The organism is Mesorhizobium sp. BR1-1-16, from assembly GCF_020165495.1.
In the GTDB taxonomy this organism is placed as follows: Bacteria; Pseudomonadota; Alphaproteobacteria; order Rhizobiales; family Kaistiaceae; genus Kaistia.
In genome coordinates this window covers 522,436-539,719 of sequence record NZ_JAIUIE010000001.1, presented here as the reverse complement: position 1 = coordinate 539,719, position 17,284 = coordinate 522,436, and the positions used below count along the sequence as shown (strand labels likewise).

Genomic DNA, 17,284 nt, shown 5'->3' with positions numbered 1-17,284 from the left:
CGGCACGGCCGGGGCCTTGCCTATTCGAGCATGATGCGCGGTGTCATCGCGCAGAGCTTGGCAAGCTGCGTCACGCGGCGGGAGAGCCGCGATCCAATCAACGCCGCCTTGTCATGCGGCAGCACCAGGGTGAGTTGATCGCCTTGCGCCTCGAAGCGCGTGCGCGGAATGACGCCGGCCATCGAGCCGGAAATCATGTAGGCCACCCGCAGCGCCGCGCCGAGCGCCCGCGCCCGCTCGATGAGCCGCGTCGTCGCCAGTTCGCGTATGCGCGAGGAGATGTTCTCGTCGACCAGCCCCTCGTGCCGGTAATAATTGGCCAGCGCCAGATAGGCACGGCCGGGATGATCGATGCCGACAAAGGCGCCATGCGAGATCAGGTTGAGGCTCTGTTCGCCGCGATAATCGGGATGGCCGCGCCAGCCGATATCGGCCAGCAGGCAGGCCGCGACCCGCAGCCGCTGCTCGTCCTCGGTCTCCTCGAACCCCATCGCGGCCAGAGCCTTGCCTGTCCATGGACCGAGCTCGCGGGCATGGCCCGGCGAGCGCGAGCGCAGGATGGCCAGTTCCTCCGAGGCGGCGATCAGCGGATCTTCCGTCTTTTCATCATCGGGGAGCAGATCATAGAGCAGCCCCTCGCGGACACCGAGCGCCGAGAGCACGATCTCCGACGGCTTCATGTTGCGGATCAGCTGCTCGAGGACGATCGCGCCATAGGGCAGCAGCGCGCGGCGGCTTTTCGAGACGGCTTCGATCGAATCGAGCGATTCCGCGTCGCGCCGTGCCACCATGCGGCAGAAGTCGAGGGCCTCCGAAGCCGGCATCGAATATTGATGCATGATGTGCAGCGGGTAGCCCTTCTGCCGCATATGCAGCCGCGCCAGCGACCGCCAGGTGCCGCCGATCGCATAGAACGCACGGCCCTGCCCGCCCGCCAGCACTTTCGAATTGGCCAGCGCCTCGACGACGATCTTCTCCGCCTTGCGGACGGTACGGTCGGAGACCTCTTCAAGGCGCAGCCCGCCCAGCGGGAAGGTCTCGCCGATGCCGATCCGCCCATTCTTGACGTCGACCACCTCGAGGCTGCCACCGCCGAGATCGCCCGCGATGCCATCGGGATTATGAATGCCCGAAAGCACGCCCATCGCCGACAGCCGCGCCTCTTCCGGGCCGCTCAGAAGCGCCGGATGAAGGCCCGTGATGGCCTCGACGGACTCGAGGAATTCCGGTCCGTTGCTGGCATCGCGCGCGGCCGCCGTGGCGAGGACGTGCATCGTCTGCACGCCCATCTGCTCGCACAGCGTCTTGAAACGGCGGATCGCGTCGAGCGACGTCGCCACGGCCTCGTCATTGAGGCGCCCCGTGGTCGCGACGCCGCGCCCGAGACCGGCCAGTTCCTTCTCGTTGAACAGCGGCATCGGCGTCCGGCTCATCCGCTCGTAGACAACGAGGCGGACCGAATTCGAGCCGATATCGATGATCGCGACCGGCCCGCTGCCGTTCAGCCGCCCCGGCGCATATTCTGACGGTTCCGCCGCGCCGCCTCCATCAATGCTTGGGCGACTTGCCCCCGATTGATCGCGGCGAACTGTTCTTGAGGGATTTTCCACGTCCGGACAAACTCGGGTTGGTCATGAAGTATTGGTGGGCGTTGAAGAGTTCTTCGCCCTTGCGGGGAACGATGCGACGCGAGGTGCCGTCAGAGAGGATTTCCCAGCTCTGTTGATTGTCCTTGAGGTTGGCGACCATGATCTGGTCGAGGACCTGCTCGTGCACGGTCGCATTCTGCATCGGGATCATCGCTTCGACGCGGCGATCGAGGTTGCGCGGCATCATGTCCGCTGAGCCGATATAAACAATCGCCTCAGGCGACGGCAAGCCGTGCCCATTGCCGAAACAGAGGATGCGGGCATGTTCGAGGAACCTGCCCACAATGGATTTGACGCGGATACGCTCGGAAAGGCCAGGAACACCCGGCCTGAGGCAGCAGATACCACGCACGACGATTTCGACATCGACGCCGGCGCGGCTCGCATCATAGAGCGCGTCGATGATCTGCGGATCGACGAGCGAGTTCATCTTCATCCAGATGGCGCCCGGACGGCCAGCCTTCACATGCTCGATCTCGGCGTAGATCAGGTCGAGGATACGCTTCCTGAGGAAATGCGGCGAAGTCGACAGCCGCTCGATCTCGACCGGCTCGGAATAGCCGGTGATGTAGTTGAAGACGCGCGCGACATCGCGGGCGATCGCCGGATCGTCGGAGAAGTAGGATAGGTCCGTATAGATCCGCGCGGTGATCGGGTGGTAGTTGCCGGTCCCGATATGGACATAGCTCCTGAGCTGGCCGCCCTCGCGGCGCACCACCAGCGAGAGCTTGGCGTGGGTTTTCAACTCGATGAAGCCATAGACGACCTGCACGCCGGCGCGCTCCAGATCGCGCGCCCATTTGATATTGGCCTCCTCGTCGAAGCGCGCCTTGAGTTCGACAAGCGCAGTAACCGACTTGCCGGCTTCCGCCGCCTCAGCCAGTGCCTGCACGATCGGCGAGTTCTTCGAGGTGCGATAGAGGGTCTGCTTGATCGCGACCACGTCCGGATCGAGCGCCGCCTGGCGCAGATACTGCACCACGACATCGAACGATTCGTAGGGGTGGTGGACGATCAGGTCCTTCTGGCGGATCGCCGCGAAGCAGTCCCCGCCATGCTCACGAATGCGTTCGGGAAATCGCGCCTGATAGGGCGGAAATTTGAGCGTCGGACGGTCGATCCCGACGAGCTGCGAGAGATCGTTGAGCGCGAGCATGCCTTCGACGAGAAAGACCTCGTCGGGCAGGACGGCGAGAGCCCCCGCAACGAAATTGCGCAGCTTCTCAGGCGTCGCCGATTCGATCTCGAGACGAATCACCGAGCCGCGGCGGCGGCGCTTCAGCGCCGTCTCGAAGAAGCGGACGAGATCCTCGGCCTCTTCCTCGACTTCAAGCTCGCTGTCGCGGATGACGCGGAACGCGCCTTGCCCCTCGACGACATAGCCCGGGAAGAGGCGCGAGGTGAACAGCGACACCGTCTGTTCGAGACTGATGAAGCGATCGACGCCCGGCGCCGAGTCCGGCAGGCGGATGAAGCGATCGATGGTCATCGGAATACGCAACAGCGCCGTCATCCGCGCGCCGGAAGACGCCCGTGCCAGTTGCAGGATCAGCGAGAAACCGAGATTGGGAATGAACGGGAACGGATGAGCCGGATCAATGGCGAGCGGCGTCAGGATCGGAAACACGGCGTCGAGGAAATAGGCTTCGAGCCAGATGCGATCCGCTTCCGTCATCTCGGCCGGGTCGACCGTCACCACGCCGACCGTGTCCATTTCCTTCTTCAGCTCGGCCCAGCGCGACTGCTGGTCGGATGCCAGCCGGGCGACCGCCTCGCCGATCTTCACGAGTTGCTCGCTCGGGGTCAGCCCGTCATCGCTGGTGAGGCTGATGCCCTCGCGCTGCTGGCCCCGCAGGCCGGCGACGCGCACCATGAAGAATTCGTCGAGATTGTTGGCCGAGATCGAGAGGAACCGAAGGCGCTCCAGCAGCGGATGGCTGGCATTGCCCGATTCCTCGAGGACGCGGCGATTGAACTCCAGCCAGGAGATTTCGCGATTGACGAAACGCTCGGGGCTGTGGCGCAGCCGCTCGGCTTCCTGGTCGATCCGTGCGACTTCGGCAAGCGCTGCGCTGGCTTCGGGGTTCGTCTGGTCCATGGGGCGGTTCCGATCGAGGTAAGGCCGCCGCACCATAGTGTCAGATTGTGACGGTTTCGTCATGGCCGCAGAGATTCAGCTCTCTTCGCCAGCAAGGCGCGCGAGCACCTGGGCGGCGAGCTGGCGCGTCACCGGGCGCGCCGCCGCGAGCGCCTCGGCGTCGAGCGCGGCCACGACCTCGCCCGCCGCCTGCAGCGAGCGCTCGATGCGGCGGCTGAGATAGTCGACCAGGCTGGCGTCGACGGGAAGCTGCCGATCGGCGAAGAGCTTGACGATCACCTGGGCAAGCAGCGCGTCATCAGGCGCGTCGAGCTCGACCGGAACGGCAGCGCGGAGGCGGGAGCGGAGGTCCGGCAGATCGAAGGCGAGCTCGACCGGGCGCGAGCGACTGGTCAGAAGCGCATGCGCTTCGCTTTCGCGAACGAGGTTGATGAGGTGGAACAGCGCCGTCTGGTCCGTCTCCGGCGCATGGATATCCTCGACAAGCACGGCACCGGACGCCATCAGCGTGCCGAGATCGGCACCGCCGAGATCGCGCGCCGCGATTTCCGTGGCATGGCTGGTCTCTCGCCAGATGGCAGCGAGATGCGTCTTGCCCGAGCCCGGCGGCCCGACCAGGACAGCAACGCGGTTCGGCCAATCCGGATAGCGCTCGATCATGGCGACCGCTGCCTGATTGGCGGCACCGACAACAAAATCGGCGCGCGTCAGGGCCGGCGGGTGCGGCAGTTCGAGCGCCAGCTGGCGCGATTCATTCATCAGGATTGGTTTCAGCATCGCCGCGATAGATGGGGCTGGTCAGGTAGCGCGCAATGACAAACCGCACCAGCACGCCGATCGCCGCCGACGCCGGCACCGCGATCAGGAGGCCAACGAAGCCAAACAGCACGCCAAAGGCAAAGAGCGCGAACATCAGCCAGACCGGATGCAACCCAACGCTGGCGCCGACGAGACGCGGCTGCAGGATGTTGCCTTCGAAAAACTGGCCGACGAGGAAAACGCCGATCACCGCGCCGACCCAATACCAGTCCGGCCAGAACTGGACGATGGCGACGCCGACGGAGATGACGAAGCCGAGTGTCGTTCCGACATAGGGAATGAAGGACAGGATACCGGCCCCGATACCGATAAGCAGGCCGAAATTGAGGCCGAGCAGAGCAAGGCCGAGGCCATAGAACGAGCCGAGAATGAGGCAGACGAGGCCCTGCCCGCGCACGAAGCCGGCGATGGCCCGGTCGGAATCGCGGGCGAGCATCCGCACCGTCTCGACATGGTCGCGCGGTATCCAGCTATCGATCCGCGCCACCATGCGGTCCCAGTCGACCAGCATGTAGAAGGCGACAACCGGCGTCACCACCAGCAGCGAGACGACGTCGATCAGCGCCGAACCGCCGCTCCACAGCGATTTGAGCAGCGTCGACAGCCAGGATGCGCCCTGGCTCATCAACTGGCCCATCGAGCTCTGCAACTGGGCAGCATCGACGCGGAAGAGCTGACCAAACCGCGTATTGAGCAGCGAATTGGCCAGCGCCTGCAATTGCTGTGCATAGGCGGGAATGCGCTCGATGAAACCCGCAAGCTGGTTGGCGAGGATCGGCACGAACAGCACGAACATCAGCACCAGGAGCACGACGAAGACGACGAGAATGACCAGCGAGGCCGCCATCCGGCTGAAGCCGCGCCGTTCGAACCAATCGGCAACCGGATCGAGCGCATAGGCGACCGCCATGCCGGCGATGAAGGGCAGCAGCACAGTGCGGAAGACGACGAGAAACAGGATGAAGGCGGCGAGCGCTCCCACCCAGAACATCATCTGACGCTGCAGGCTCAAGGCGCTGGTCTCCCCGACTGGCGGCCGGCCCCGATCGGACCTTTTGCGCGCAAGACCAGATAGGACGATGGCCGAAGTCGGGTCAAGCACGGCGCCGCAGGGCGCGTTGCGCGCGGCCATCTCCTGAATATCGGTTGACGGAGCGGCGCTGCTGTGATCCTCCCTCCGCATCGAAACCGGATACCGCCGATGACCGACAAGAGCACCCGTGCCAATGCCTTGAGCTATGCCGATGCCGGCGTCGACATCGACGCGGGAAATCGGCTCGTCACGCTGATCAAGCCGCTGGTGAAGGCGACACGCCGCCCGGGCGCCGACGCGGAAATCGGCGGCTTCGGCGGATTGTTCGACCTGAAGGCTGCCGGTTTCAAGGACCCGCTTCTGGTTGCGGCCAATGACGGGGTCGGCACCAAGCTGAAGATTGCCATCGACACGGGCATCCATGACACGGTCGGCATCGACCTCGTTGCCATGTGCGTCAACGATCTCGTCGTGCAAGGCGCTGAGCCGCTGTTCTTCCTCGACTATTTCGCGACCGGCAAGCTCAACCCCGCAGAAGCCGCGACCGTGGTCGCCGGCATCGCGGAAGGCTGCCGCATCGCCGGCGCCGCGCTGATCGGCGGCGAAACGGCGGAAATGCCCGGCATGTACAAGGCGGGCGACTATGATCTCGCGGGCTTCGCCGTCGGCGCCGTCGAACGCGAGCAGCTCCTGCCTTCGGCCGATATCGCAAGCGGCGACGTCGTGCTCGGCCTCGCCTCCTCCGGCGTACATTCGAATGGCTATTCGCTCGTCCGCCGCATCGTGGAGCTTTCCGGCGCCGCCTTCGACGGGCCGGCGCCGTTCAATCCGTCGCTCACGCTGGCCCGGGCGCTGATGGAGCCGACGCGCATCTATGTGAAGCCGCTGCTTGCCGCCTTCCGTGCCGGCGCGGGCATCAAGGCGCTCGCCCATATCACCGGCGGCGGTTTCATCGACAATATTCCGCGCGTGCTGCCCGAAGGCCTCGCCGCCGCGATCGATCTCGACGCAGTCGCCGTGCCGCCGGTCTTCGGCTGGCTGGCGCGCATGGGCGGCGTCGCGGAGCAGGAGATGCTGCGCACGTTCAATTGCGGCGTCGGCATGATCGTCGTCGTGGCGCCCGAAGCTGCCGATGCGGTCGCTACTCTCCTCACCGGCGAGGGCGAACAGGTCATGCGGCTCGGCACGCTGGTTCCGGGCCAAGGCGTCGTCTTCAGCGGAAGCCTTGCACTGTGAGCAGCAGCCGCAAGCGGGTGGCCATCCTGATTTCAGGCCGCGGCAGCAATATGCGCTCGCTGATCGAGGCGGCCGAGGATGCCGATTTTCCGGCCGAGATCGCGCTGGTCCTCTCCAACAGGCCCGATGCGGGCGGCCTTGCCGTGGCACAGGAAGCCGGCATCGCGACGGCCGTGGTCGATCACAAGGCGTATCCCAAGGACCGGGCAGGCTTCGACGCCGCCGTCGATGAGGTGCTCCGCGAAGCGGAGATCGAACTCGTCTGCCTCGCCGGTTTCATGCGGTTGCTGACGCCCGGCTTCGTCGAGGGCTGGCGCGATCGGATGATCAACATCCATCCCTCGCTGCTGCCGCTTTTCCCCGGTCTCCACACGCATGAGCGCGCCATCGAGGCCGGCATGCGCCTTGCCGGCTGCACCGTTCACTACGTGCGCCCCGAAATGGACTCAGGTCCGATCATCGCCCAGGCGTCGGTGCCGATCGCCTTCGACGACACGCCGGAGACACTGGCGAAGCGCGTGCTCACGGTCGAGCACGAGATCTATCCACTGGCTTTGGCGCTTGTCGCGGCCGGTCTGGCGCGGGTGGAAAACGAGCGCCTCGTCATCGACCCATCCTTGCCGCTCGACACCACCGACATGCTGATCGCGCCAAGCTTCGGCGGCTGAGGCCGCCGTTCAGGCGGCTTTCCGGACCCAGCACTTGTTGTCATGCACCGCCGCGCCGCCGAAAGGCGCCACGGGGTCGGCGCCGGTCAACGTGTTGATCCCGTTGCCGTCCTCGAAGGCACTGTTCGGCCAGATGCCCTCGGAGATCACGACGCCGCGCTTCAGGCCCTCGAACAGCCGCGCATGCACCGTCACCGTCCCGCGCGCATTGCCCACCGCGACGCGTTCGCCCTCGGCAATTCCGAGCGCCGCTGCATCCTCCGGATGGATCATCAGTTCCGGCCGGCCCTCGCGCGTGATCGAGCCGGGTGTCTCGTTGAACGAGGAGTTCAGGAACGAGCGCGCCGGCGAGGTCGCGAGGCGGAAGGGATGCGTCTCATCGGCCGCTTCGATCGAGCCCCAGTGATCCGGAAACTCCGGCATCGCGGCATGGGGTCCGACGGCGCCGTAATTCTCATTGTCCACGGCCGCCCAGTCGACGCGGAAATGGAACTTGCCATCGGCATGGCCGAAGCCGTCGAGGAAATGCGCGGTCTCGAAGGGTGTCTGGCAGTCGATCCAGCGCTTTTCCTCGAGCTCCGGCAGCGTTCCCCAGCCTGACGTCTGCAACATCTCATCGATCAGTTCGCGCTCGCTCATCGCAAAGCCCGGATGACCCAGTCCGAGGCGCCGTGCGAGGCCGGTGATCACCTGATGATTGGTGCGGCACTCGGCCGGCGGCTCGATCAGCTTGCCGCCAAAGAGGATATATTGGTGGCCGCCGCCCTTGTAGATGTCGTCATGCTCCATGAACATCGTCGCCGGCAGCACGATATCGGCCATCTTCGCCGTGTCGGTCATGATCTGCTCATGCACGGCGACGAAGAGATCCTCGCGGGCAAAACCACGCTTCACCAGCGTCTGATCCGGGCAGACCGAGACGGGATTGGTGTTCTGGACGATCATGGCCGTGACAGGCGGACCGCCCTTCAGCGCGTCGGGATCGCCGGTCAGTACGGGGCCGGTGCGCGACTGGTCGAGCTGCCGCACGGAGGGATCGATGAGCTCCAGCCCCTCGATGGCGGTCTTGTCCAGATGAAAGATGCCGCTGTTCGAATGGAACGCGCCACCGCCCTCATGCTGCCAGGCGCCGGTGACCGCCGGGATCGACAGCGCGGCATGCATCGCCACCGCGCCGTTGCGCTGGCGCGAGAAGCCATATCCAAGGCGGAAAAAGGTCCGCTTCGTCGTGCCGACCAGCGTCGCAAAGGCCTCGATCTCGTCGACTGACAGGCCGGTGATGGCAGCCGCCCATTGCGGCGTGCGGGTCGAAAGATGCGCCTCCAGTGCGCCTGGCGCATCCGTGTAGCGGGCCAGATAGGCGCGATCGGCATGGCCGTCGCGGAATAGCACATGCATGACGGCGCTCGCGAGCGCGCCGTCTGTGCCCGGCTTCAGGCAGAGCGCGATGTCGGCCTGCTTCATCGTGTCGTTCTGGTAGATGTCGATGGCGACGATCTTGGCGCCGCGTTCCTTGCGGGCGCGGATCGCATGGGTCATCACATTGACCTGCGTCGCCACCGCATTGGTGCCCCAGAGCACGACGCAATCCGACTTCGCCATCTCGCGCGGATCGCTGCCGGAAAGACGGCCCGTGCCGGCGATATAGCCGGTCCAGGCCATGTTGGTGCAGATTGTGCCATAGAAGCCAGAATAGCGCTTCTCGTGGCGCAGGCGATTGATGCCGTCGCGCTGAACGAGCCCCATGGTGCCGGCATAATAATACGGCCAGACCGTCTCGGCGCCGAAGCGCGCCTCGGCCTTCACGAAGGCCTCGGCGATCTCGTCGAGCGCATCCTCCCAGCCGATCGGCGCCCAGTCTCCGGCGCCCTTTTCGCCCTTGCGGCGAAGCGGTTGCGTCAAACGGTTCGGATTGTGAATTCGCTCGGCATAGCGCGCGACCTTGGCGCAGATGACGCCCGCCGTATAATCGTTGTCCTTCGCCCCGCGCACCCGCCCGATCCGCCGCCCCTCGATGATCTCGACATCGAGCGCGCAGGTGGACGGACAGTCATGCGGGCAAGCCGAATGGCCGATGCGAAGGGCGGCAGGTGCGTTCATGGAGCGATTTCAGTCCCGGGGGGCGACGGGGAACTTATCGCGCGAAGACGGACGGGTGTCGAGGCGCGGCCGCGCCGCACCCTCCCTACCCCAGCAGCCTTTCGGCCCATTTCTCGACCGGATCGCCCGAGCCGAAATCGGGCTGGACGAGGCCGTTGACCATGAAGCTCGGCGAGACGTGGATGCCGTTCTGGCGGGCGTATTTGGCGTGCCATTTGATCTCCTTGTCGAGATCGGGAATGACGAAGGCGTCCCAGAGGTCGATGCCGCTATAGGCTTCCAGCCGGTCGATGATCTGGCGCGGCGTCGCGTCGAGATTGGCGCCGCCGAAATGGTGGTCGAATTCGAATTCCTCGCGCTTCTCGGCGATCGCCGCGAGAACGGTCCTGGCATTGTCCTTGCCACCGGGAAGCGTCGAGGATGCCAGCACGCAGCGGACCAGAACGCCCGAGAACATGTGCCAGGGCTGCGAGACGAAGCGGAGCTTGATGGTGATCTTGTCCTCGCCGGCGAGCGCGAGCAGCGCATCGAGCTTGCCATAGGCCTTGCAGGAATAAGGGCAGGTCGGCTCGAGGAAGATCTCGAAATGGCTCGGACCATGGCCGAAGGTCAGCGGATCGGCGCGCCATGTCGGCTGGGTCATGTCGGATCTCCTCACGAAAGGGCGGATGAAACGGATCGGCGCATCGCCGGGCGGCAGAGACACGACTTATCAGGGAGGGCCCCGAACGCGATGAGTGGCCAGCGGATGCTTCGCGATTTATCGCGCGGCGCCACGGACCTGTCGAGGGCGGGCAAGCGCATCTCAGGCCGTTTGGGGTTCGACATCCGCCTCATCGCCCTCATCCGCCAACAGCATCATGCGGAGCGGCGCGATCGCGAAGCGGTCGCGGCCTCGGGTCTTTGCCATGTAGAGCGCGGCGTCGGCGGCACGTTCGAGCACCTGCGCCGATGCGCCGGGCCGCCAGGTGGCGCAGCCGATTGAAAGCGTCGCCGGCAGCTCGTGTTGGCGCCAGACGAAGGGCGTCGCCCGCGCGGCGTCCAGCAGCCGCTGCGCCACCGCGTTGGCCTCTGCCTTGTCCCGGCCGGGCGCCAGGATCGTGAATTCATCGCCGCCAGTGCGCGCCAGGATGTCATCTGGCCCTAGATTGTGCCGGATTGTCTTCGCGACGTGAACGAGACAGGCATCCCCTGCCGCGTGGCCGTGCGTGTCGTTGACCTCCTTGAAGCGGTCGAGATCGACGATCATCAACGAGAATAGCCGAGCCGAGGCCTCCGCTTCGGCCATCAGGGCATCGAGGTGGCTGTCGAAGGCGCGCCTGTTTGGAAGCCCCGTCAATTCGTCCTGGAGCGCCTGCCGCCGCAGGGCCGTGTAGAGGCGATCGGTCACCATGAGGACAAGCCCGAAATTCCAGAGCATGCCGCTGAAGACGACGAGCAGGACCACGGCAGGCTCGACCAGTGTATAGGTCGCGTGTGCCATCAGGCCCGTTCGTTGCAGCAAATTGCTTGTCAGCTCGATGGCATGGACCAGGATACCAAGTGCGAAGCCCGCTTCGGCGAGCCGCGAGCCGGCTCGTCGCTCGCTCGACAGACGGAGATCGACGATCGCTGCGAGCAAAGGCGCCGACTGGCAGATTGCATAAATGAGGTTGCGAGCGCTCGGCTGCGGGTCAATGAAGGTCGGCACGATGAGGACAGCCATGGCCGAACCGGTGATCGCGAAGCTCTCGCGCCATGGCAGCGGCCGGCCCTGGATCTCGCGCACGCCGATCCAGTAAAGGCAGAAGCCGAAGATCACGAAGCCGTTGCCGAGATAGATCGGCAGCAGGGTTTCGAAGACGGCCGCGCTCGCCAGCACGCCGCCGCCAATCGCGGTGACGCCGCAGGCGGCCACCCACCACCTGGCTGCCGCAAATCGATCATAGGCGACGTAGATCACGCTCCAGACGATGAACATCAGCAGCGTATTGCAGAGGATCACGACATAGAGGGTGGTAAAGTCGAGCGGCATGCTTGCTTCCTGTCGCCTCGCGCAGGGCCAAACCCGGTGACGTGGCTAAATCCCAGTTGCCGGCGGCCTTCGCAACTCAAAATTGTGCGACATGAAAAATAGTTCTGCGGCGCAGACGCGGCCGCTCAACGCGCGCTGGCGCGGTCCCGGCCGGGGCGTTAAGGACAGGCATGAACTATCGCCACGCCTATCACGCTGGAAATTTCGCCGACGTCGTCAAGCATGCCGTGCTGGCGCTGCTCATCGAACGGCTGAAGGCGAAGGACAAGGGCTTCCGCGTCATCGACAGCCATGCCGGGATAGGCCTCTATGACCTCGCCTCGCCGCTCGCCGCCAAGACCGGCGAATGGGAGCACGGCATCGGCAAGCTGATCGGGTCGGATCTGAAACCTGTGTCCCTCTCGGCGAAGCTCGCCGAGGCGCTCGCGCCCTATCTCGCCGCCATTCGCACGGTCAACCCCGATGGGCGGCTCCGCTTCTATCCGGGCTCGCCGATGATCGCCCGCGTGCTGATGCGCGAGGTCGACCGGTTGACGGCGGTCGAGCTCAACAGCGACGACGCCAAGCTGCTGGTGAACCGTTTCGCGGGCGACATCCAGGTCAAGGCGATCGAACTCGACGGCTATCTGGCGCTCGGCTCCTTCGTGCCGCCCAAGGAGCGACGCGGGCTGGTGCTGGTCGATCCGCCCTATGAAGAGCAGAACGAGTTCCGGACGCTGGCCGACGGGTTCCTCAAGGCCTATGAGCGCTGGCCGACCGGCGTCTATGCGCTGTGGTATCCGGTCAAGGACCTCGGGGCGGTCAAGAACTTCCACAAGCGATTGCATGACAGCGGCGTCCAGCGCCTCCTCGGCGCCGAACTCTGGGTGCGCGATCGCGCGACGCCGGAGCGCTTCAACGGCACTGGGCTCGTGCTGTGCAATCCGCCGTGGAAGCTCGAGCACACGCTGGAGACCCTCCTCGCCGGCCTCGTGCCGCTGCTCGGCGAGGACGACGGCGCCGGCCGCCGCGTCTGGTGGATCCGCGCCGAGGAAACCCCGGCGCGCTGAGGGTTCAGCCGTCCTGCTCAGAAACGCGCGTGCCTGGCGCGTCGAAATCAAGGATCGGACCGAGCGGCACGATGCCGGTCGGATTGATCGTGCGGTGGCTCTCGTAATAATGCCCCTTGATATGCGCGAAATCGACGGTCTCGCGGATGCCCGGCACCTGATAGAGCTCGCGCGTATAGGACCAGAGCGCGGGATAATCGCTGAGGCGCTTCAGGTTGCATTTGAAGTGGCCGACATAGACGGGATCGAAGCGCAGCAGCGTCGTGAACAGCCGCCAGTCAGCTTCGGTCTGCTGATCGCCGGCCAGGTATTTCTGGCGTGACAAGATCCCTTCGAGCCAATCGAGGCTCTCGAACAGCGGCTTCACAGCCTCTTCATAAGCGGCCTGGGTGGTGGCGAAGCCGGCCTTGTAGACGCCGTTGTTGACCGTATCGTAGATGCGCGCGTTGAGCGCATCGATCTCTGGCCGCAGCGCCTCGGGATAATAGTCGCCCGCCTTGGCGCCGACGCCGTCGAAAGCGGTGCCCAGCATGCGGATGATCTCGGACGACTCGTTCGAAACGATCTTATCCCCCTTCTTGTCCCAGAGCACCGGAACCGTGACGCGGCCCGTATAGGTCGGGTCGGCGAGCGTATAGACCTCGTGCAGGAAGGCCTTGCCGTTGGCCTTGTCCTCGGTCACGCCGGGACCGGGCTCGAAAGTCCAGCCGTTTTCCAGCATCAGCCAATTCACGGCCGAGTAATCGATGATGGTCTCGAGACCCTTCAACGCGCGGAAGATCATCGCGCGGTGCGCCCAAGGACAGGCGCGGGCGATATAGAGATGATAGCGGCCCGGCTCGGCCTTGAAGCCGCCCTCGCCGCTCGGGCCCGGACTGCCGTCAGCGGTCACCCAGTTGCGGAAGCCGGCATTCGAACGCTGGAAGCGGCCGCCGGTCTTGCCGGTGTCGTACCATTGGTCGTGCCAGACACCGTCGATCAGAAGTCCCATCGTGCCTCTCCGTCATGTGCGTCGGCATCATGTGATGCCGTGGCGGAAATGTCGCCAGTGCCGATCGAGACGACAAACCGTTCACCGCGGTCGCGGCTTCGGCTTGACCCTTGCTGCGGCGCGACGCATCGTCGGATCGGTCTCTCGTCCCCGGGAATCATTGCCATGCTGCGCGCCGTCCTCGCTACCACACTCCTTCTCGCCGTCGGTGCTTCGGCCGAAGCGGGTTCTCGCTCGCTTGATGATCCGAGCGTCACGGTCGGTTCGTGGAGCCGAGGCCAGGTGCCGCTGTGCGATGCGCAGTCGGTGCTCAACAACATCGCCAATCGCTATCACAAGGCCAATGTCGAGACCTGGCAGACCGGGCTTTCGATCGGCACCGTCACCAAGATCGACCAAGTGAAGTTCGAGCCTGCCAATCCGGGGCTGATCGACCGCCGCTTCTGCCATGCCCGCGTCGAGCTCTCCAACGGCGCGCCGGCGGATATGTTCTACCTCATCGAGGAGCGCCAGGGCGTTGCCTCGATCGGCTGGGGCGTCGAGTTCTGCCTGCCGAACCAGGATCCGTGGCGCGTCTATGACAGCTCGTGCCGGTCGATCCGCTACCAGTAGACGTCTTGGGCGACGCATAGCCGGGGGGATCGATGCGGCGTTTCGGCCTGTTTGGCCTCCTGATGTCGGCCTTATTCGCCATCTCGGGCCATGCGCTTGCGGGCGGCCGAGCCGGTGATTTCGATTTTTATGTGCTGTCGCTGTCCTGGTCGCCGACCTATTGCCTCGACAATGGCCATACCGACCGCATCCAGTGTGGCAGCCGTCCCTTTGCCTTCGTGGTTCACGGTCTCTGGCCGCAATATGAACGCGGCTATCCGAGCGATTGCCCGACGAACCAGCCGAGCCGCGTGCCACGGCGCGACGTCGACGCGATGCTCGACCTGATGCCGAGCCCGGCGCTTGTCCGCCATGAATGGCTGCAGCATGGCACCTGCTCAGGCCTCGACCAGATCGACTATTTTTCGCTGATCCGCTCCGCCCGGGCACGCGTCGCCATCCCGCCGCCCTTCGTCGATGTCGCGAACCAGCTGACAGTCACGCCCGCTGCCGTCGAGAACGCCTTCCGCAAGGCCAACCCCGGCATTCCGGCCGACGGCTTTGCCGTGCTCTGCGATTCGCGGCGGCTGAAGGAAGTTCGCGTCTGCCTTACAAAGGACCTCGCCTTCCGCAGCTGCCCGGAGGTTGATCGCGGCGCCTGCCGGCGGCCGCAGATCGTGATGCCGCCGGTCCGCTGACGGCCGTCTGGCGATTCGAGCCTTCCCGACCGTCCTCCAGCGGATAGCCTGCCATTTCTCCGATTTTCTCCAGACCCGGACACCAGACATGCTCATCCTGCGCAGTTCGCCCGCCTCGCCTTTCGGCCGCAAGGTGAAGATCGCTGCCGCCCTGCTCGGTCTCACGGACCGGATCGAGATCGTCAATGCGGATACGGCCGACCCGTCGGACAGCCTTCGGAGCCAAAACCCGCTCGGCAAGATCCCGGCGCTCGTCCTCGAAAATGGCGGCGTGATCTATGATTCGCGCGTCATCGTCGAATATCTCGATCATCTGGCGGGCGGCGTCCGGGTGATCCCGGCCGATCCGGCGCGGCGCTATCCGGCGCTGGTAATGCAGGCACTGGCCGATGGCATCATGGATGCCGCATTGCTGCAGGTTTACGAGAAGCGGTGGCGCGAAGAGCCGCTGCGGCATGCCGGCTGGCTGGCGCATCACGCCGACAAGGTCGCGCGTGGCCTCGCGGCGCTGGAGGCCTCGGATCTCGGTGGCCCCATCCATATCGGCCATATCACGGTCGCCTGCGCGCTCGGCTATCTCGATCTTCGCTTCGGCGATTCGTGGCGGCAGGCCCATCCCGCTCTCGTCGGCTGGCTGGATGGCTTCGCCGCCAGCGTGTCCGCCTTCGACAAGACCCGGCCGACCGGCTGAACCACCCCCTTCATCGGAGCCATCGCATGACCTTCTCTGCCCGCGACATCGCGACGGTCGCCGAAATCCTCAATGAAGCCGCCACGGCCGAGATCCTTCCGCGCTTCCGCCGCCTTTCCGCAGGCGCGGTGCGCGAAAAGACATCGGCAGAAGACCTCGTGACCGACGCCGATGTCGCTGCCGAAAAGCGGATCACTGCCGCGCTGGAACAAGCCTTTCCTGGCGCAGTGGTCCTCGGCGAGGAAGCGGTCTCGGAACATGGCGAGGGATTGCTCGACGCGCTCGCCGATGCGCCGCTTGCCTTCGTCGTCGACCCTGTCGACGGCACCCGCAATTTCGCGTCGGGGCTGACGCTCTTCGGTGTCATGACGGGCGTGGTCGCCAAGGGCGAGATCGTTGCCGGCGTGATCCTCGATCCGATCGGCAAGGACTGGTCGGTAGCATTGCGCGGCGAAGGCGCGTGGACCGAGACAGCGGACGGGGGGCGGCTCGACCTCAAGGTCGCCAAGCCGAAGCCGGTCGACGAAATGTCAGGCTTCGCAGCGTGGTGGCTGCTCGAGGATCCGCTGCGCTCGCAGCTTGCCGCCAATCTCGCGCGCACCGGCTCGGTCTCCAACTATCGCTGTGCCGCGCATGAATATCGTCTGCTCGCCGGCGGCCATGCGCATTTCTCGGCCTTCAGCAAGCTGATGGTCTGGGATCACGCGGCCGGCTGGCTCCTGCATCAGGAGGCCGGCGGCTTTTCCGCCCGCTATGACGGCAGCCCCTATTCGCCGCTCCACCGCGCTGGCGGTCTTCTGTGCACGCCGGACGAGGAAAGCTGGCACGCGCTGCATGCGGCGCTGTTCGCGGGGACGGAATACGCGCGCGTCTAGTGGCACGGCTGGCGTCATGGCCGAGCCGAACCCGGCCATGGCGAGACCATGTCGAAGGGCGTCGGTGTGGCCGCTTGCGGGGCCACACCGCGCGGCGGCTCAGAACTTGTAACCGAGGCCGGCGCGGATCGTGCCCGTGGTAAAATCGACATCCGATGCGGTGCCGACGCCCGTGCGGTAGAGCTGCGAGCCGTAGTCCGCATACTGGTATTCGACCCGCGCGGTGACATGATCGGTGATCGCCGCTTCGGCGCCTGCACCGAGCGTCCAGCCCAGATGCGTGGCCGAACTCGAGAACGCGCCGGTATCGACTCGGGCGCCCGAGACGGCGGCGCCGCCCGTGCCATAAGCCATGACGCGGCCGAAGGAATAGCCGGCGCGGGCGCGGATGGTCGAATCCCAGGTCTGGTCGACGCTCCCGAAACTGCGCGTGTTGCCCTTCACATCGTCCCAGTTGAGATCCATCTCGCCGCCGAGCACGACATTGTTGCTGAGCTGGTAGTTGTAGCCGGCATAACCGCCGACCTTGCCGCCTTCGGCGTCGATCGACCGGCCGCCAAGCAGCCCGTTTGAGGCCTGGAACGTGCTCCACGTATAGCCGACGATGGCGCCGAGATAGGGGCCGGTCCAGGTGAAGCCGACCGGCGCGGCAAAGGCCGTGCTGGCAACGGGGTTGTAGGAATAATCGTCAGCGATTGCCGGAAGCGCGCCGAGCGCGAAACAGGCGACGCCGAGGGAGAGGGTGCGGATACGCAGCATCGTGATCTCCAGG

General features: G+C 65.3%; 16 protein-coding genes. 7 read left to right on the top strand and 9 right to left on the bottom strand.

Going from position 1 to position 17,284, the window contains the following annotated elements; all coding sequences use genetic code 11:
- Positions 1-20: 20 nt before the first annotated feature.
- The 4 genes from ppx to LB518_RS02670 all read right to left on the bottom strand — a co-directional run bounded on the left by ppx (position 21) and on the right by LB518_RS02670 (position 5,560).
- Entirely contained in the window at positions 21-1,553 is a 1,533-nt protein-coding gene (gene ppx / locus LB518_RS02685) for an exopolyphosphatase (RefSeq protein WP_353619933.1), read from the bottom strand.
- Complete coding sequence (locus LB518_RS02680) at positions 1,549-3,747, bottom strand: RNA degradosome polyphosphate kinase (protein ID WP_224572713.1); 2,199 nt, start codon at positions 3,745-3,747, stop codon at positions 1,549-1,551. Before LB518_RS02680 ends, ppx begins: the two co-directional genes overlap by 5 nt.
- Before the next feature lie 75 nt (positions 3,748-3,822).
- Positions 3,823-4,506: a P-loop NTPase family protein gene (locus LB518_RS02675; RefSeq protein WP_224572711.1), complete on the bottom strand. Its 684-nt coding sequence runs from the start codon at positions 4,504-4,506 to the stop codon at positions 3,823-3,825.
- The gene (locus LB518_RS02670; protein WP_224574259.1) at positions 4,499-5,560 is read right to left on the bottom strand and encodes an AI-2E family transporter; all 1,062 of its coding nucleotides are present in this window, start codon (positions 5,558-5,560) and stop codon (positions 4,499-4,501) included. Before LB518_RS02670 ends, LB518_RS02675 begins: the two co-directional genes overlap by 8 nt.
- Positions 5,561-5,767: 207 nt before the next feature.
- Here LB518_RS02670 and purM point away from each other — a divergent pair, with 207 nt between their 5' ends.
- Positions 5,768-6,835, top strand: coding sequence for a phosphoribosylformylglycinamidine cyclo-ligase (purM, locus tag LB518_RS02665; protein ID WP_224572709.1), 1,068 nt, complete (start codon positions 5,768-5,770; stop codon positions 6,833-6,835).
- The gene (purN, locus tag LB518_RS02660) at positions 6,832-7,503 is read left to right on the top strand and encodes a phosphoribosylglycinamide formyltransferase (protein WP_224572707.1); all 672 of its coding nucleotides are present in this window, start codon (positions 6,832-6,834) and stop codon (positions 7,501-7,503) included. Before purM ends, purN begins: the two co-directional genes overlap by 4 nt.
- A 9-nt stretch (positions 7,504-7,512) precedes the next feature.
- Here the strand turns inward: purN and LB518_RS02655 are convergent, their stop codons facing one another.
- From LB518_RS02655 to LB518_RS02645, 3 genes are all read right to left on the bottom strand, one after another.
- A complete protein-coding gene (locus LB518_RS02655) occupies positions 7,513-9,603 on the bottom strand; it encodes a molybdopterin-containing oxidoreductase family protein (RefSeq protein ID WP_224572697.1) in 2,091 nt (696 codons plus the stop codon).
- An 85-nt stretch (positions 9,604-9,688) separates the two neighbouring features.
- The gene (locus LB518_RS02650; RefSeq protein WP_224572694.1) at positions 9,689-10,246 is read right to left on the bottom strand and encodes a DsbA family protein; all 558 of its coding nucleotides are present in this window, start codon (positions 10,244-10,246) and stop codon (positions 9,689-9,691) included.
- 162 nt (positions 10,247-10,408) lie between these two features.
- The gene (locus LB518_RS02645; RefSeq protein WP_224572692.1) at positions 10,409-11,617 is read right to left on the bottom strand and encodes a GGDEF domain-containing protein; all 1,209 of its coding nucleotides are present in this window, start codon (positions 11,615-11,617) and stop codon (positions 10,409-10,411) included.
- Positions 11,618-11,787: 170 nt separating this feature from the next.
- Here LB518_RS02645 and LB518_RS02640 point away from each other — a divergent pair, with 170 nt between their 5' ends.
- Positions 11,788-12,666, top strand: coding sequence for a 23S rRNA (adenine(2030)-N(6))-methyltransferase RlmJ (locus LB518_RS02640; RefSeq protein WP_224572690.1), 879 nt, complete (start codon positions 11,788-11,790; stop codon positions 12,664-12,666).
- Positions 12,667-12,670: 4 nt separating this feature from the next.
- On the opposite strand, the gene LB518_RS02635 is transcribed toward LB518_RS02640, so the two are convergent.
- Positions 12,671-13,657 (bottom strand): glutathione S-transferase family protein, encoded by a 987-nt coding sequence (locus LB518_RS02635; RefSeq protein WP_224572688.1) that lies wholly within the window; start codon positions 13,655-13,657, stop codon positions 12,671-12,673.
- 165 nt (positions 13,658-13,822) lie between these two features.
- On the opposite strand from LB518_RS02635, the gene LB518_RS02630 reads away from it, so the two are divergent.
- From LB518_RS02630 to LB518_RS02615, 4 genes are all read left to right on the top strand, one after another.
- Entirely contained in the window at positions 13,823-14,269 is a 447-nt protein-coding gene (locus LB518_RS02630) for a hypothetical protein (protein WP_224572686.1), read from the top strand.
- A gap of 32 nt (positions 14,270-14,301) precedes the next feature.
- A complete protein-coding gene (locus LB518_RS02625; RefSeq protein ID WP_502845769.1) occupies positions 14,302-14,946 on the top strand; it encodes a ribonuclease T2 family protein in 645 nt (214 codons plus the stop codon).
- 88 nt (positions 14,947-15,034) lie between these two features.
- Entirely contained in the window at positions 15,035-15,637 is a 603-nt protein-coding gene (locus tag LB518_RS02620) for a glutathione S-transferase family protein (protein ID WP_224572684.1), read from the top strand.
- A gap of 26 nt (positions 15,638-15,663) precedes the next feature.
- Positions 15,664-16,512: an inositol monophosphatase family protein gene (locus LB518_RS02615; RefSeq protein ID WP_224572682.1), complete on the top strand. Its 849-nt coding sequence runs from the start codon at positions 15,664-15,666 to the stop codon at positions 16,510-16,512.
- A gap of 99 nt (positions 16,513-16,611) precedes the next feature.
- Here LB518_RS02615 and LB518_RS02610 read toward each other — a convergent pair whose 3' ends face one another.
- On the bottom strand, positions 16,612-17,271 hold the full coding sequence (locus LB518_RS02610) for an outer membrane protein (protein ID WP_224572680.1): 660 nt from the start codon (positions 17,269-17,271) through the stop codon (positions 16,612-16,614).
- Between the last annotated feature and the right edge of the window lie 13 nt (positions 17,272-17,284).